This is a genomic window from Mycobacterium pseudokansasii, from assembly GCF_900566075.1.
GTDB lineage: Bacteria > Actinomycetota > Actinomycetes > Mycobacteriales > Mycobacteriaceae > Mycobacterium > Mycobacterium pseudokansasii.
In genome coordinates, this window is record NZ_UPHU01000001.1 from 1,533,600 (window position 1) to 1,549,121 (window position 15,522).

General features: G+C 66.3%; 12 protein-coding genes and 2 pseudogenes. 9 read left to right on the forward strand and 5 right to left on the reverse strand.

The window, feature by feature from the left end:
- Window positions 1-49: 49 nt before the first annotated feature.
- The 4 genes from EET10_RS07045 to EET10_RS07060 all read right to left on the reverse strand — a co-directional run bounded on the left by EET10_RS07045 (window position 50) and on the right by EET10_RS07060 (window position 7,134).
- Window positions 50-1,126, reverse strand: a complete 1,077-nt coding sequence (locus EET10_RS07045) for a PDR/VanB family oxidoreductase (RefSeq protein ID WP_246013610.1) — start codon at window positions 1,124-1,126, stop codon at window positions 50-52.
- A gap of 10 nt (window positions 1,127-1,136) precedes the next feature.
- Window positions 1,137-2,891 carry an SDR family oxidoreductase gene (locus EET10_RS07050; protein ID WP_122501999.1) on the reverse strand — a complete coding sequence of 585 codons (1,755 nt, stop codon included), beginning with the start codon at window positions 2,889-2,891 and terminating at the stop codon, window positions 1,137-1,139.
- A 13-nt stretch (window positions 2,892-2,904) separates the two neighbouring features.
- Window positions 2,905-3,813: a metal-dependent hydrolase gene (locus tag EET10_RS07055; protein WP_063467513.1), complete on the reverse strand. Its 909-nt coding sequence runs from the start codon at window positions 3,811-3,813 to the stop codon at window positions 2,905-2,907.
- Window positions 3,814-3,894: 81 nt separating this feature from the next.
- The gene (locus EET10_RS07060) at window positions 3,895-7,134 is read right to left on the reverse strand and encodes a fatty acyl-AMP ligase (protein ID WP_036404407.1); all 3,240 of its coding nucleotides are present in this window, start codon (window positions 7,132-7,134) and stop codon (window positions 3,895-3,897) included.
- 945 nt (window positions 7,135-8,079) lie between these two features.
- On the opposite strand from EET10_RS07060, the gene EET10_RS07065 reads away from it, so the two are divergent.
- Window positions 8,080-8,400 (forward strand): hypothetical protein, encoded by a 321-nt coding sequence (locus tag EET10_RS07065; protein ID WP_023371837.1) that lies wholly within the window; start codon window positions 8,080-8,082, stop codon window positions 8,398-8,400.
- Between the two features lie 2 nt (window positions 8,401-8,402).
- Here the strand turns inward: EET10_RS07065 and EET10_RS07070 are convergent, their stop codons facing one another.
- Window positions 8,403-9,419 (reverse strand): diacylglycerol kinase family protein, encoded by a 1,017-nt coding sequence (locus EET10_RS07070; RefSeq protein ID WP_036404240.1) that lies wholly within the window; start codon window positions 9,417-9,419, stop codon window positions 8,403-8,405.
- A gap of 462 nt (window positions 9,420-9,881) precedes the next feature.
- Between EET10_RS07070 and EET10_RS07075 the strand changes: the two genes are divergently transcribed.
- From EET10_RS07075 to EET10_RS07110, 8 genes and pseudogenes are all read left to right on the forward strand, one after another.
- Window positions 9,882-10,763 (forward strand): oxidoreductase, encoded by an 882-nt coding sequence (locus tag EET10_RS07075; RefSeq protein ID WP_122502000.1) that lies wholly within the window; start codon window positions 9,882-9,884, stop codon window positions 10,761-10,763.
- Between the two features lie 148 nt (window positions 10,764-10,911).
- A complete protein-coding gene (locus EET10_RS07080) occupies window positions 10,912-11,838 on the forward strand; it encodes a DMT family transporter (RefSeq protein ID WP_122502001.1) in 927 nt (308 codons plus the stop codon).
- Between the two features lie 201 nt (window positions 11,839-12,039).
- A complete protein-coding gene (locus EET10_RS07085) occupies window positions 12,040-12,270 on the forward strand; it encodes an MbtH family protein (protein WP_036404234.1) in 231 nt (76 codons plus the stop codon).
- Window positions 12,271-12,411: 141 nt separating this feature from the next.
- A pseudogene (locus tag EET10_RS32190) lies at window positions 12,412-12,690 on the forward strand (condensation domain-containing protein); the annotation flags it as partial.
- A gap of 59 nt (window positions 12,691-12,749) precedes the next feature.
- A pseudogene (locus tag EET10_RS07095) lies at window positions 12,750-13,364 on the forward strand (citrate/2-methylcitrate synthase); the annotation flags it as partial.
- A 333-nt stretch (window positions 13,365-13,697) separates the two neighbouring features.
- Window positions 13,698-14,228 carry a DUF5994 family protein gene (locus EET10_RS07100; RefSeq protein WP_063467515.1) on the forward strand — a complete coding sequence of 177 codons (531 nt, stop codon included), beginning with the start codon at window positions 13,698-13,700 and terminating at the stop codon, window positions 14,226-14,228.
- Window positions 14,229-14,427: 199 nt separating this feature from the next.
- Window positions 14,428-14,661, forward strand: coding sequence for a hypothetical protein (locus EET10_RS07105; RefSeq protein WP_036404402.1), 234 nt, complete (start codon window positions 14,428-14,430; stop codon window positions 14,659-14,661).
- Window positions 14,662-14,774: 113 nt separating this feature from the next.
- Window positions 14,775-15,503 (forward strand): DUF2652 domain-containing protein, encoded by a 729-nt coding sequence (locus tag EET10_RS07110; RefSeq protein WP_036404232.1) that lies wholly within the window; start codon window positions 14,775-14,777, stop codon window positions 15,501-15,503.
- Window positions 15,504-15,522: the final 19 nt, after the last annotated feature.

Here is a 15,522-nt window from a genome sequence, read left to right on the forward strand (position 1 = left end):
TATGGGGCCGGCGTGAGCCGGTCCACAATCCCCAAGTACCGCCACCCACTCAGGCGTCGATCACCACCCGATCGCTTTTCGCCCGCGACACGCAGACCAGCATGTCGTCCTCGCCCTCTGCCGCGCGCCCCCGATGATCAACCGCGCCGGCCAGCACCTTGACTTTGCAGGTCCCGCAGAACCCTTGCTGGCACGAATATGCCGTCGCCGGATCGCAATCGAGCATGACGCCCAGCGCCGACCGGTTGGCGGGCACGTCCAGCACCCGCCGTGAGCGTGCCAGTTCCAGCTGAAACGCAACACCGTCGACCACGGGTGGGGGACCGAACCGCTCATAGTGCAAGGGCGCGTGAGCGTATCGGCCCCGCGCTACCCGCACGGACTCCAGCATCCCGGTCGGGCCGCACACATACACCGCCGTCGTCGGCCCGGCTCCGGCCAGCAGGTCCTCGGCGGTGGGGAAGCGGCCGCGCTCGTCGTCGGCCCACACGGTCACCCGATCCGGTGCCACCGCCGCCACTTCGTCCAGCAACGGCATGTAGGCCCGGCTCCTGCCGGCATATATTGCGCGCCAGTCGATTCCATGCTGATGGGCCAGCCGGATCATTGGCAGGATCGGCGTCACCCCGATGCCGCCGATGACGAACAACACGGGCCGTTCGTCGGTGACGAGGTAAAACGCGTTGCGTGGACCGTCGAACATCAGCGTGTCACCCTCGGCGAAGGCCTCATGCATCTCAATCGAACCGCCTCCGCCGTCGGCGACTCGGCGCACGGCGATGCGGTAGTCGATGCGCCGGCCGGGCGGACCGCACAGTGAGTACTGCCGGCGGCGCCCCGAAGGCAGCCGAACGTCGATGTGCGCCCCGGGGGTCCAGGACGGCAACAGCCCACCGTCGGAGTCGGTCAACGTCAACGCAATCACGTCGGGGGCAACCAATTCGCGTTTGGTGACCACCGCGGCGGTGGTCCGCTGCACCGGCACTATCCGCGTTGGCGTCCACCGCGACGCCGAGGCGAACCCGCCGAAGAGGGCGCCCACGCCGCACAATGCGGTCAACATGCGATCGCGGCTGCGCCGGCCGTACAGATCGGCGGGTCTGCTGCTCCAAATAGTGTGCGCCACAATAAGTTCCCTACGTATGCCGAATGTCGAAGCGGGCGAACAGCCGAACCAGCGACGGACTGATGCGTCGCAGCGCATACCCGAGCCGCGACTCGGCCGCGACCGGCAGCACCGCCGGGCCGGTCCGGACTGCTCTGACAATGGCTTTGGCCGTAGCCTCGGGGGTGTAGTTACGCCGCCGGTACGCGGCATGGGCCTTCTCGCGCGCGCGCTCCTGTTGCTCGGCCGTCATCCCCGCATAGACGGTGCTCTTGGCGATATTGGTGCTGACGAAGCCCGGGCACACGGCCGTGACGGTGATGCCCTCGTCGGCGAAGTCGGCGCGCATCGATTCGCTCAACGCCAGTACCGCCGCCTTCGTGGTGCCGTAGGCGACCATCGATTTCGACGGCACGTACGCGGCCGCAGAGGCCACATTGATGATCGTGCCGCCCTGGCCGCGCTCGACCATCTGCGCTCCGAACGCTCGGCTGCCGTTGATGACGCCGCGAACATTGACGCCGATGATGGTGTCCCAGTGCTCCGGCGTTGTCTCCAAAAAACGGCCGGCCATGCCGATGCCGGCGTTATTGACCAGGATGTCGACGACGCCATGTTTGTTGCGTACTTGTGCGGCAAGGTCATTCATCGCGGCTTCGTCGCTGACGTCGGCCTGGAAGGCCGCGGCTTCGGCGCCGGCAGCCCGGACGGCCTCCGCGGTCTCGTTGGCCCCGGTCAGATCTCGGTCGACGATCACGACGGCACGCGACCCCTGGCGGGCCAGTTCCACGGCGGTGGCCCGGCCGATCCCGGCGCCTGCCCCGGTGACCAACGCGAGTGTGCCGCGCACAGCGCGCGGTCGGGTGGACTCACCCGCCGGGGCCGCACCTTCGGTGACCATGTCGACCCACTCGTTGGTGAGCCGCGCGACGACGTCGGGACGCGAGGTCACCACCCAGTGCCCGCCCTCGATCGCAACGACTCTGCCCTCGGCCGGGATCGAGCCGGCAAAGCGCTGCAGGGCAGGCGTCACGAAATGGTCCTGGCGCTCCACCAGCACCTGCACCGCGACGCCGGCCTGCGGCGGCTGGGCCGGCGGCGCCAGAAACGGTGCGGGCATGTTGGCGCGGTAGAGGTTGAGCCCGTTGAGGTAGTCGTCTAGCGACCGGGGCGACGTTCCACGCCGGCTGCGGGTGCTTGATCTCCCGATACGTTCCACGGTCTCAAACACTTTCACTTGTAACCGCGACCGGATCGCGATCTCCGGCGCCACCGGGCACAGGAAGAACCAGATGTAGGAGGAGGCCATGATCTGCCTGACGACGTCGGCCACGGCGCGCGGCGTGCGCGGTGAGCGCAGAAACCGGCCCGCGTAGTCCAGGTGCGGCCCGGAGATCGAGGTGAACGAGACGATCCTGCCCAGCACGGAGTCGTCGGTGACCGCCGTCCAGCCTTGGATCGAGCCCCAGTCGTGCCCTATCAGGTGGACCTGGTCAACGCCGAGGCTGTCGATCACCGCGCCGACGTCGGAAACCAATTGCGGTAGTTGATAACCCGACCGGTCGACCGGTCGTCCGGATTCGCCGGTCCCGCGCACGTCGTAGGCCACGACGTTGTATTTGGCGGGGTAGCGCTGACCAAGTTCCGCCGCGACGCCGTCCCACACGTGGTGGTTATCCGGGTAGCCGTGGATGGCCAGGATGGTCGGGCGCCGCGGATCGATCTCGGTGTAGGCATGCACGGCCAGGGCGACGCCGTCCGATGCGGTCACGGTGCTACGTGTCATGGCTCCTCGATGCTCAGTGCGACGCTCGGGCAGCAGGTGATCGCGCCAGATACTCGACGGCGCGTCCGACCCCGCCGAGCTGGGACGGGTGGAAGCGCGGCGTGTAGTAGGCGCCGATGACCCGCAGGAACTGAAATGGCCCGGGCACCAGACCTCGTCGTGCCGCGTCGAAGTAGTCGCGCCAGCGTGGTTTGGTACCCGGCCACAGGTGCGGGTCGACCGAGTACATGAACCGCACGCCGCGGATGAACAACCACAGCATCGCCGGCGTGACCAACAGCTGGGTACGCACTTGCCGCCAGTACCCGGCCCGCAGGTGCTTCATGGTGTCGAAGGCGACCGCCTTGTGCTCGACCTCTTCCGCCCCGTGCCAGCGCAGCAGGTCCAGCATCACCGGGTCGGTGCCGAGGGTGTCGTGCTGCGGGGTGTCGAGAATCCATTCACCCAGGATGGCGGTGTAGTGCTCGATGGCAGCCACGATCGAAACCTGTTCCAGCAGCCAGCTCTGCCGCCGCCGCAGACTCCAGCGGGGCCGGTCACCGATCAGCTTGCCGAACAGCCAGCGGAGCTGATCGGTGAACGGTGTCACGTCAATGCCCCTGGCGGCGAAGTGCTCGAGCACCCCGGAATGCGCCTGGGAATGCATGGCCTCCTGGCTGATGAACCCCTGCACGTCCAGCCGCAGCTGGTCATCCTTGATCAGTGGCAAGGCCTTCTTGAACGCCTCGACGATGAACTCTTCGCCCGCCGGCAGCAGCAGATGCAGGACATTGCAGAAGTGCGTGGTGAAGGGCTCGTTGGGCACGTAGTAGAACGGCAGCTTTGCCCAGTCGAACTCGACATCGCGCGCCTGAAGGACGATTCGCTCGTGATCCAGTGACGCGTCATGTGGGCCCGCGGCCTGGTCATCGACGGTGAACATGCAGATCCCCCTGCGCGGATGCGGCTTTACGGCTAGTACCCAAAATTGCGCTGGCACTACCTCGCAATCGACTCACGGCGGCTAGGCACTGCATTGGGTATCGGCCTCAGCCTCCGAGATCAGCCGCTCGCGGCGCAGGAACTCCACCAGTGCATCGACCGTGTCGCTCAGCGCGGGCTCGCGCCAGCCGACCTTGGCCAGCGTGCGCGCGCGCCGGTACTGCGTGTTGTCGTAGCGCTTGTCGCGCATCGCCTCGATCTTGTCGGCCGAGCGGGTCAGGAAATCGACCAGCGGGTACAGCGGGTCGCGTGGCGTGCACCGGCGGTTCAACTGCTCGGCGAACGACGGAATGTCGTGATAGGCAAAGCGGTAGCCATAGCGTTCCGACAACAGCCGGGTGACGTCGGTGAGGTTGTAGTAGTCATCCGCCGTCAGGTTGAAGACATGGCCGGTCTCGGCCGGCAGGCCCATCAGCGCGACGATGTGATCGGCGACCAGGTCGGCCGGCAGCAGGCTGACCTGGTTGTGAGCGTTGACAGCCAGGCCGTGCTCGATCATGAACGCGGTGAGGCGCACCAAAATGTCGTCCTGGCTGCCGAAGCCGGCGCTGGTGGGTGAGATGAGCGACGGCCGGTAGATCCGCACGTCGAGTCCTTGCCGCTGCGCGGCCAGCGTCAGCTGCTCGGCGACCCACTTGGTCTGCGAGTAGCCGAAGTCCAGCCCGGCCATCTCCTCGTTGCCGTACGACTCGCCGACCACCGGCATGGTGCTCCAGCCGTAGATGAAGGTGCTGGAGACCAAATGGAAACTCTTGCGGTGTGTGGTCAGCGCCAGCCGCAACAGCTCCCAGGTGCCGATCACGTTGGCCGGACGCAGGGCGTCGTAGGTTCGGACATAGTTGACCAGGGCGCCGTTGTGGACGATGCCGTCCACGGTGTCGGCCAGTCGCCGGAACTCCGCCTCGCCGATTCCCAGGTGAGGCTCGGCCAGGTCACCGCAGATCATCCGAACCCGCGCCCGGACTTCGGCCTCCAGTGCCGGGGACCATAGCTGAGCCCGGCGTAGCGAGGCGATGATCCGATCGTGACCGTGTGCCGTATCGGCGGCGCGGACCAGCGCGTGGATGGTGTAGGACGTCCGCCGGAGCAGCCGGGCGAGCAGGAACGGCCCCAGGAACCCCGTCGCGCCGGTCAACAGGATGTCGCTGGGCGGGCCTGATCGCGCCGGCGGGAGCGCCGGCAGCGGCAGCCGCGCGTCGACGCGCATCTGCATGGCCTCGTATGCCTCGTACTCGGCGGCAATCCGGTCTAGCGCGTGGCGCAGGGCGTGGATCGGCTGCCCCGACCCATCGCCGAACTGCCACACCAGCCGGAAGAACTCGGCGACCGTCAGGCGCTGCAACAGGCGAGTGTTGACCTCCTCGGTCAGCTCTGCCGCGCCATGCTCGTCCAGCAGCGACTGCAGGTCCGCGCGCAGTTCGGCCAGGGCCAGTGAGTCGAGGCCGAGATCGGCGAAGGAACAGTCCTCCTGGCCGGTCAGGTCGTAGCTGTCCATGAGATGACGGAAGCGTTCCAGCGGACCCGCGGTGACGCCCAGCTCGTCGTGAGTCCGGCGGGTATGGCTGGCCAGCACGGGCAGTTTGCCGTCGAGCCACAGTCGTCGCGTCTGCGCGCGCCTGATCTTGCCCGAGGTGGTTTTGGGAATGCTGCGCGGCGGCGCGAACACGATGGTGTGCGGATCGACGTGGCAGTGGCGGCGGATCGACCGCGCCAGTGCCTTCGGGTCCGGGAGGGAGTGCTGGTCACGCACCTCGGCGACCACGATCAGTGCCTCCTGCTCCTCCTGCTCGACCGAGAAAGCGGCGACGCAGCCGTTGCGAACCTGCGCGGCCGACCACTCCACCACGGCCTCGATGTCGGAGGGGTAGCAGTTGACGCCGCGGACGATGATCAGGTCCTTGCTGCGGCCGCAGACGAACAGCTCGCCCTCGTAGAGGAAACCGAGATCGCCGGTCCGGAGATAGGTGCGCTCCGCATCGCCGGCGATGCGGGCTGCGAAGGTCTCGGCGGTGAACTCGGGACGGTGCCAGTAGCCGCCGCCTTTGGACGGTCCGTCCAGCCAAACCTCGCCGATTCGACCCTCGCCCAGGGCCTGCCTTGAGTGGGGATCGACGATGCGGACCACGTTTCCGGCAACGGGCTTGCCGCAGCTCACCACGTGGGCCTGGTTGTTGTTCTCCGGCAGCGCCTTTTCGACCCGCGCAAGGTTCTGCCCTAGCGCCCGTTTGTTCAAAGCCAGCGTCTGGCGCCCCCGGATGGACACGATCAGGGTGTTTTCGGCCAAGCCGTAAGCGCCGGCCAGCGCATCGGGCCGCAGACCGTAGCGAGCGAAGCGCTGTCGGAAACGAGCAAATGTGTTGGCGCGCAACGGCTCTGCACCGACAACCAGGCTGTCCAGGCTGCTCAGGTCGATCCCGGTCAGCTCGGCGGTGGGCAGCTTGTCCTCGCGCAGGCAGTACTCCAGCGCGAAGTTCGGCGCCGGGCTGTGGGTGGCGCGCACCTGGCTGATCAGCCGGAGCCAGGCCGATGGCCGTTGCAGGAAATCAGCCGGCGACATCGCATGCGTGGTCCCACCGAGCAGCAATATGAACAGGTAAGCGGAGATCAGGCCCATGTCGTGGTGCTGCGGCAGCCAGCTGACCGCCACTTCGCCGCCGGTGAAGGCCGAGCCGTTGGCGATGACGTTGGCGTGGCTGACGATCACACCCTTGGGATCGCTGGTGGAGCCGGAGGTGTACTGCAGGAAGAGCACCGGACCGGGCGTGTCCGCCACGCGGGCGCCGCCGAACTCCCTGCTGCCGTCCGTTGCGAACCACGGCAGCTCCGGCGGACGCGCGGCGTCGGGCCACGGTAGCCCGCCTTGTCGGTGCCCGACCAGCAGGCGGTAGTCGTACTCGAGCTGTTTGGTCGACAGCACCGCCTTGGCCTGGCAGTCGCGTGCGATGAAGCTGAGCTTGGCCAGGCCCGCTTCGAACGCCATGGGCAAAGGTGGGCTGACCGGTACCGCGATCACGCCGATGCGAGCGCAGGCAAAGAACGCCGCCACCATCTCCAGCCCCGGCGGGTAGACCAGCAGCGCCCGGTCTCCCGGCCGCAGCCCGGCCTCTGCAAACAAAAAGGCGGCCAGCTCACGGGTCCGTTCGGTGAAGCTTTGATAGGTGTGGTGCTCGAACTCGCGGCCTTCGGCATCCACGAACCGGTAGAGGGTCTGGTCCGGCTTGCGTGCTTCCCACATCCGCAGGTAGTCGATAAGCGTATCCATCGTAGGAGCCATTCCCCCTTCCGAGCCGGTCTTCGACCGGATCGACGGAACCACGTCATTCACCAATCGGTAATGCCAAGCGTAACGCGGCAGACCGATAACAAGCAAATGATTTCAGTGCCTTTCATACGGGTTGGCACTAACCTCACAGGCACGTTTCTAGCTAGTAGGTCATATTACAAATAGCGGGTGCTGTGATGGGACTGAACTTCCGGTTGTCAGGCACGCGACGCGGAGTCGCCAGAGATTTCCGTACCTACGCTTTTCAGTATCTCAGTGCGACAAATGACTCCATTTAAGCAGCTCAAGCGGCCAAGATCCGAAGATACTGACATACGGAGATACGCATTACCGTATTTCATGACCGAGACCATAGAGTGTGCCGTGCCCGACCGTGCTCAACGGATGTTGCTGCTGTCATCCAGGGGTTAATTCACAAACAGAAATCGGCTCGATATGTACTCGGTATTCTGTTGTTGTCGGTCATTGCAGCAACGACTATCTATGCTATGCTGCCTGCGAAAATGAGTAACTCGGTGGTGGACGGGCGTCTCGTTCTCGGGCAATCCCGTCGTCGGCCGGTGCCGACGGGCACGCCGGCAGCATCGGGCCAGCCGTGCCGATGACGCCGGCGCGGTCGGCGACATCCGCGCATGTCGCCGCCCGCCGCCGGCCCGCGGCCACCGCTGCTGCCGGACGCCGCCGGACACCTTATGCACGCCGCCTCACGACAGACATCTGCAGCAACGTCGTCACCGGCGACCGGCTGGGACCCTCCACGGCCTCCGGGTGCGACCCGATGCGGTACCCCGCGGGCCTGCGGATCCCTGTTGCGACCCGGTCCCACCCGGTATCCGCTGCGATAGTGCAGCAACTCCTCATCTACGGATATACTGCAACGGAAGTACTGACATACTGATACGGCTTGCCGAGGGGGGCACCACGATGAGCAGCGCCGACCGCATCAACGCCGACGCCGAACGTTTCCGCGCGTACACCGCAGACGCACCATTTGCTTCGTCGGTCGCGGCGGCGCCGACCGAACCCGTCACCATCGGCCGGACACGCGCCGCGCGCACCCGGCGCACGGTCGACCTCTCCCCGGCCCAGCACCGAGCCCTCGACATCTGGCAGCGAGAAGCCGCCGATCGCCTCGGTCTCGCCCGCGTCACCGGACAAGAGGTCCTGGTCGCCCTTGTCGACCAACTACTGAGCGACCCCAAACTGTCCGCCCAGATCACCCGCACCATCCGCTCCCGGCGCTGACGTCACCACCGAGGCAGCTGACGCGCAGGCCCCACTTGCGCCATCCGGACGCGTGGCCCGGCGCTGGCCACAATCCTGACGACGCCGACGAAACGCTCGCCGTCGATGATCGGCGACAATGGCTCGTCCTCGGCCTCGATGACCATTTCTTCGCCGTTGACATCGCGTACCCGATCACCGCGGATGCTGCCGTAGGTGAGTCCCGCGGGAAGTTGCGCAACGATCCTGGAGGGTCTGGTGTCCCCGGCCTGGAAATGCAACGCACCGGGTGCGGCGGCCTTCGGGAAGAGCCGGAACGGACCGCCGATACGCAGGTCGATCGCGCCGGCGTGCAGCAGCCGGTGTGTTCGCGTCGGGACCTCCTCGCCGTCGATGACCACGCGGGCGTGGGTCGGAGTGAACAGGTGGGCCGCCCAGTTGGGTCTGTTCATGCGGCTCGGGGCGACCTTGGAGGCCACGTAGTCACCGAACGTGCGGGCGATCACCCGGGCGACGGCCGCACGGCCATGATCGGGGTTGGCGTAGTACTTGTCGTAGAACCGGTTGCCGACACCTCCCGCGGCCAGCCCGAAGCAAAGGCGATGAAATGGCGCGCCGTCGGCGGTCTCACCGTCGAGTTGCAAGGTGTCGAGGCACACCTCCTGCGGCGGCTGATTCGACTCGGCGGCCGCCGCCAGAGCACGGACGATCGCATCGGCCCGCCCGCGTACCCCCGCCTTGCGTGCGACGGCGTTGACACTGCCGCCGTTGGTGGGCACAAAAGCCGGCCAGCGTTCCGGATCGGCCACGCACTGCCGGGTTTCGTTGATCAACCAGTGCAGGGCGCCGTCGCCGCCGTCGCCCACCAGGTGGGTAACCCGGGGATAAAGCTGCTGCACGGTCGCGCGGAGTTCGTCGACGGACGCGGTTTCGTGCACCTCGCCCCACCGGCCGACGATGTCGCGCAGCTCGGCGGCGCGATCGCCCGGCGCAGCGAGGTTCTTGCGTGCTTTCGGGTTGACAATGACGCCCAGGTACATCTGCGGGTCACCCGCCCGAGGCACGTCTGGCCGACCTGCGGCCGTTGCGGGGCAGGGCCGGCAAGGTGGATACATCGCGTCCCAATTGGATACTCCTCGACAAAGGGACCGCACGCGCGATTACGCGGACCTTTCGGGACGATACCCAGCTTCACGGGTTTTGAATCCTGCCATCGTCGCCCGCACGAACCGGCCAAATGCTGGCCCTCGGACCCGGCGGTGTCCCGGGTGTGACGACGCACCGTCGGCGACTCCGGCAACGGGTCGCGCTTTACGATGTCATCGGGGTCGGACGCGTGAAGTTTCCCAACGCGAAGAACCGAGAAGAACGAGGCACTGACGGGGTGAACAACGGATGCCTGATCGGTGTAGCGGGATGCCGCCGCGCGCCATGGCGGTCATGGGGAACGCCGCGAAAAGCTCACCGGGGGACGGCCGATGAGGCTCCGCATTCCTGCCGCCGTGCCTGAGTGGACCGCGGCAGAGCTGCCGTCGTTCGCCGGACGCATCGTCATAGTCACCGGCGCCAACAGCGGGCTGGGTGAGGTAACCGCCCGCGAGCTGGCCCGGGTCGGCGCCCACGTCATCCTGGCGGTACGCAACACCGAGAAAGGTGAGGCCGCCGCCCGGCAGATGGCCGACCCCGGGGCCTTTCGCGTCGAGGTGCGTCGGCTCGACCTGCAGGACCTGTCCTCGGTGCGGGACTTCGCCGACGGCATCGACAAAGTCGATGTCCTGGTCAACAACGCCGGCATCATGGCCGCCCAATTCAGGCTGACCGCCGACGGATTCGAGGGCCATATGGCCACCAATCACCTCGGTCATTTCGCGCTGACCAACCTGCTGCTGCCCAAGCTCGCCGACCGGGTGGTGACGGTGTCCTCGCTGCTGCACAACATCGGCTACATCAGCCTCAGGGACCTCAACTGGCAGTCGCGGCCGTATTCGGCGTGGCTGGCCTACGGCCAGTCGAAGCTGGCCAACCTGTTGTTCACCAGCGAGCTGCAGCGGCGCCTGGATGCCGTCGGCTCCTCGCAGCGCGCGCTGGCCGCCCATCCGGGCTGGTCGCACACGAACCTGCAGGGCAACTCCGGCCGCAAAGTGGTGGATGCGGCGGTCTTGGCCGTCGACCGGATGGTGTCTACCGACGCCGACTTCGGTGCCCGCCAGACGTTGTATGCGGTGTCGCAGGATCTTGCCGGCAACACGTTCGTCGGCCCGCGATTCGGCCTCTATGGCCGCACCCAGCCGACCTGGCGCAACTGGGCGGCCAGGCGCGCCGCCACGGCCGTCGCACTCTGGGAGCTGTCCGAACAGCTGACCGGTGCCAAGTTCCCGCTTTGAGCCGACGGTGCGCGAGTGTGCAAGCTGGCGAGGCGGTTTCAGCGCCGGGACGCATGAGAACCGGCGCACGGTCGACTCAACGCAAACGAAACGTGAATAGTGGGTATACGTGCGGCCGCGGGCCGGATGTCGGCGAGGAGGTCGCCCCATGTCGAATACGGATATCGCCGGGTTTCTCGCGTTGTGCGCCGCGCTGGCAGCCGCGATCGGCAGTGTGATCCGCCAGCGGTCCGCCCAGGAGATCACCGACCAACCGGTCGGATACCTGGCGCTGTTCGGCATGTTGTTGCGCGACACCCGCTGGTGGCTGGGCGGTCTGGGCGACATCGCCAGTTACTGTCTGCTCGCCGCGGCCCTCGACAAAGGCTCGGTGATGTTGGTGACGGCGCTGCAGGTGACGGTGCTGCTGTTCGCGCTGCCCCTCTATGCACGGTTGGCCCATCATCGGATAACCCGGCGGGAGTGGCTGTCGGCGGTGTTGCTGGCTGCGGCGTTGGCGACAGTCATCACGGCCGGGGATCCCACCGTCGGCCACTCGCGGGGCTCGCTGCAAGCCTGGATCGTGGTGGCCGCCGTGCTGGGCCCGGCCTTGGGATTGTGTGTGCTCGGCGCGCGGATCTTGGCGGATCGTCCCGCTGCGGCGGTGCTGCTGGCGGTGGTATCGGGTTCGTCGTTGGCGCTGTTCGCGGTGCTCACCAAGGGCATCGTTGACGTGCTCGAACACGGCACGGACAACCTGTTGCGCACCCCCGAGTTGTACGGCTGGGTACTGGCCGCGCTGGGCGGAATGATCTTCCAGCAGTCGGCGTTTCGCGCCGGCGCCCTGACCGCTTCATTGCCGATGCTGACGGTGGCCAAACCGGTGGTGGCCTCGGTGCTGGGGGTCACCGTGCTCGGCGAGACGCTGGAGGCCGACGGCCCGGAGTGGCTGCTGCTGGTGGCCTCGGCGGTGGTGGTGATCATCGCGACGGTCGCCTTGGCGCGCGGTGAGGCCGCCACCATGGCGGCCGGCGCGGGACGTGACGTCACCACCGCAGGCCGGCCCACGGCACCGTCGCAACCCTTGAGCGGTTGACGCGTTACTGCCGGCGACATCGCGGCCGCGACCGTCGACTCCCACACAGGGCGGTAACGGGGCACTTAACCGGCCGGATTGAACGGTATTGGTGCTAAGTTGACGTCGCCGATCGATGATCTGGACACCACGCGCCACCACAAGAATGGTTCCGCGCTGGTTTGGATTTGACCCGCCTCTACTGAGCCGTGAGGAGAACGAGTGAGTGTCAATCCGTTCGACGACGACAACGGTAGCTTCTTCGTCCTGGTCAACGACGAGGAGCAACACAGCCTGTGGCCGGTGTTCGCCGATATTCCGGCCGGTTGGCGGGTCGTTTACGGTGAAGCCACCCGGGCCGAATGTTTGGACTATGTCGAACAGAACTGGACCGATATCAGGCCGAAGAGTCTTCGCGAGAGGCTAGCGCAGAGGCGGACTTCCGATTCGTAAGCCGTCGCGGCGGAGTCCGGATGAAGCGTGATCGGCGGCTGCGGTAGGTGGGGTGTGCCGAACCCGCTGCCGTGGTGGCGTTGGGGCAGTTGCCCTTGGCACTTGCTGACGAACTCGACACCGGCGCCCTGCCCCGGCGGAATGCCAGGACGACGATCGCCACCGCGCGATCGAGCTGGTGCTGATCGGCATGTACCGACGCGGTTGAATACGGCGGTGGCCGATGTGGTGGGCCGCCACGATAGCCTGCGCACGGTGTTTTCGGCGGACGGGATACCCCGGCAGCCGGTCTTGTCCGCCGCAAAAGCCGACTTCGGTTGGCAGATCATCGACGCCGCCGAATGGCCGGCTTCCCGGCTGGGCGAGGCCATCGCGGATTCGGCGCGTCACCCGTTTGACTCGTCTAACGAAATCCCGTTTCGGGCAATGGTTTTCAGGATCACCGATCGGGAGCACGTGCTGGTGATCACGGTGCGCCACAGGTGGTCGAGGACTCCTTCGAGCGGTCGATGGTCCTCTACGCCGAACACGGCTTCGACGTCTCCACGTTCGTGGCGCGGGTGGTCATCTCCACCGGCTCCGACATCTACAGTGCCGTCGCGGCGGCCGCCGGGGCTCTCAATGGATCCGCAGCACGGTGGCGCGAACGAGGCGGTGATGCGTGACATGTCTGAAATAGGCTCTGCCACAAGAGCAGCCGAGTGGTTGAACACCAAACTGGCCCGCTACCAGAAGGTCATGGGATTCGGTCATCGGGTGTACCCGAACGGTGACTCACGGGTGCCGGCATGGAGCAGGCCCTGACGCGGGTGGCGGCCGGACGAGATGGTCAGCGAGGGCTCGACATCTACCACGCCCTGGAGCGGGATATGTTGGCCGCGACTGGAGTCAAGCCGGATCGGGACTTTCCCACCGGTCCCGCTTGTCACCTGATGGGCTTCGATATCGGCTGCCTCACAACGGTTTTCGTGATGATCGGGATCGTCGGATGGACCGCCCACGTCATGGAGCAGACCGCCTCCAACGCGCTGATCCTGCCGCTGAGCGCATACATCGGACCACCGCAACGCCCGCTCACGACGACCCTTGCGTAGCAGGCCGGTGCGGCGGGCCCGGAAGACGCGACGACCGGGTCGTCACCTGATCACTCAACCCGGTGCGGTTACCGCCGCCGTGGGTGTAGTGTCCATAGTGAGGTTTTCTTTCGTAGCCAGCTCTGATCTCGGGGTTCGCGACCGCATCGCAACCAAGGGTCTGTCACTGGCTTCGTTTGTCGATCCCCACACGTGTGTGCCGGGTCAGGCCGAAGTGAAGGGGTCGTCAATGGATCATCGCGAGTTGCGTGCGGGTCGACTGGTGGCGGTGACGATATCGCTGGGCCACGGCCGCACAACGCGGGTGGTTTCCGTCGGGACAATGTCAGCGCCATGAACGGAGCAGTAGGCGGTCGGCGCCTGGCCAGCCCGGTGCGGGTCGCCTTGGCGGTGGAGCTGGGTGCGCCGCTTGACGGGGCGTGGTGGCCGCACACGGCCTCGATAGCGCGCGAGCTTCCCGAGCTGGTTGATGCCCTGCGCACGCGGTTGGGCAAGATCACCGCCATCACCGTCAACTGGTCCTCCCTGGAAAGCTCGCCGGATCTCGATGCGCTGAACCGCCCCGGGGTAGGTGACAGGGGCGAGCGCGGCCGGTTTGTCGCACGCCAGCGACTGATGACGATCACCGGTAGCCGGGCCTCGGCGAATCTGTTGGTGGTACCGTGCCGCACGTCCGCGGCTCTGGCCAAGATGGTGTTACGCAGATGTGCGGGACTGCCCGCCATGGGTCAGGAGCGGGACACTCAGGAATTCCAGACCTGCGGCGACATCCTGCGTGCCGCTCGGGCCGAAAGTGCACAACGCGATCGACCTGTCCGGGACGAGGCGGCCGCGCACGCCGCTCCGGCCGATATGCAGTCGTGACGGCTTGATGGGTACCTCGCCAACCGCGCAAGGCCGCGCAGCGGCAACACTTTTCGACGTGCGGTCCGACCGTGACCAGCCGGCGACTTCGTTGACCTCCGGGCGTTTGGGCAACCCACCGCCGCGCCCCCCATCATGCTCGGTGCGGGACTGCGCTTTAGACGCGTCGCGCCGACGCTCGTAAGAAAGGATGTACGACATGGCCATACAGAACTGGTGGGACGCACCGGAAATTCATCCGTCGGAGATCCGGGTCGGTGACGTCATCGGCACCGTGCGCCCGACCCACGTTCCCTTCAAGGTCAAGCTGATCAGTGAGCCGAATAGAAGCCCGAGGCAATGGACGTTTTTCGGCCGCGACGACGCCGGTTTGGACTACGTGAGCACCTTCGGCGACGGTGAATTGGTCCGCAGGTACACCAAGGCTTCCTGACCGCGGCCCCGGCGACGGTCCGGCAGAGCGCCACCGAAGCGATTGCGCCGGCGCCGATCTTCGCGCGGGCCAGCATCGACTGGGCCGGGTCAGACCGCTAAAATTCTGACTTCATGGCCGTTAGGCGCGCCGTGTTGCTCATTGCCGATATCGGCGGATACACGCACTACATGACGTGGAACCGCATGCACCTGGTCCACGCGCAGCAGACGGTGGCCGAGCTGCTCGAAGCGGTGATCGACGCCGGCAAAGGTCTCAAGCTGGCCAAGCTGGAGGGCGATGCCGCGTTCTTCTGGGCTCCCGGTGGCAATCCCAAAGTCGTTGTGTGCGAACGGATAACGACCATGCGACAAGCCTTTCTGACGCGGCGGGAAAGGCTGAAGAAAGACATCGCCTGCGACTGCCAGAGCTGTTCGCAACTGGGGAATTTATCGCTCAAGTTCGTCACTCACGAAGGCGAAGTCGCCGAGCAGAAGGTCAAGCGGCGGGTCGAACTCGCTGGCTTCGACGTCATTCTCGTGCACCGGATGCTGAAGAACCTGGTGCCGGTGTCGGAGTACGTGCTGATGACCGACGTGGTGGCCGCTTGCCTCGATGAGTCGATGCGGAAGCTCTCGATTGCGTTGACCCACGATTTCGAGGGCATCGGTCGAACGGCGACCTTCTATATCGATCTCGCCACGTCCGGGGCGCGGCCCGTGGTGGTAGAACGTGGCTTCTTCGGCCGGCTTTCGGCGAAGCTGGGGTTCGGGGCGAAGGCATTGCCCTTCATGCTGGGGGCAAAAGAGCCCTGCGCGCAGTTCCACAATCTTGATGGCGGGGCGCAAGAGCTGCCCGCGTGAGCCGCGCGGCCGGCAGTCG

What these genes read in the sequence shown, in the direction of transcription:
- EET10_RS07105 (WP_036404402.1), top strand. Translation starts at nt 14,428, where the DNA reads ATGGCCATACAGAACTGGTGGGACGCACCGGAAATTCATCCGTCGGAG.
- EET10_RS07065 (WP_023371837.1), top strand. Translation starts at nt 8,080, where the DNA reads ATGAGCAGCGCCGACCGCATCAACGCCGACGCCGAACGTTTCCGCGCG.
- EET10_RS07080 (WP_122502001.1), top strand. Translation starts at nt 10,912, where the DNA reads ATGTCGAATACGGATATCGCCGGGTTTCTCGCGTTGTGCGCCGCGCTG.
- EET10_RS07100 (WP_063467515.1), top strand. Translation starts at nt 13,698, where the DNA reads ATGAACGGAGCAGTAGGCGGTCGGCGCCTGGCCAGCCCGGTGCGGGTC.
- EET10_RS07070 (WP_036404240.1), bottom strand. Translation starts at nt 9,419, where the DNA reads ATGTACCTGGGCGTCATTGTCAACCCGAAAGCACGCAAGAACCTCGCT.
- EET10_RS07055 (WP_063467513.1), bottom strand. Translation starts at nt 3,813, where the DNA reads ATGTTCACCGTCGATGACCAGGCCGCGGGCCCACATGACGCGTCACTG.
- EET10_RS07110 (WP_036404232.1), top strand. Translation starts at nt 14,775, where the DNA reads ATGGCCGTTAGGCGCGCCGTGTTGCTCATTGCCGATATCGGCGGATAC.
- EET10_RS07060 (WP_036404407.1), bottom strand. Translation starts at nt 7,134, where the DNA reads ATGGATACGCTTATCGACTACCTGCGGATGTGGGAAGCACGCAAGCCG.
- EET10_RS07050 (WP_122501999.1), bottom strand. Translation starts at nt 2,891, where the DNA reads ATGACACGTAGCACCGTGACCGCATCGGACGGCGTCGCCCTGGCCGTG.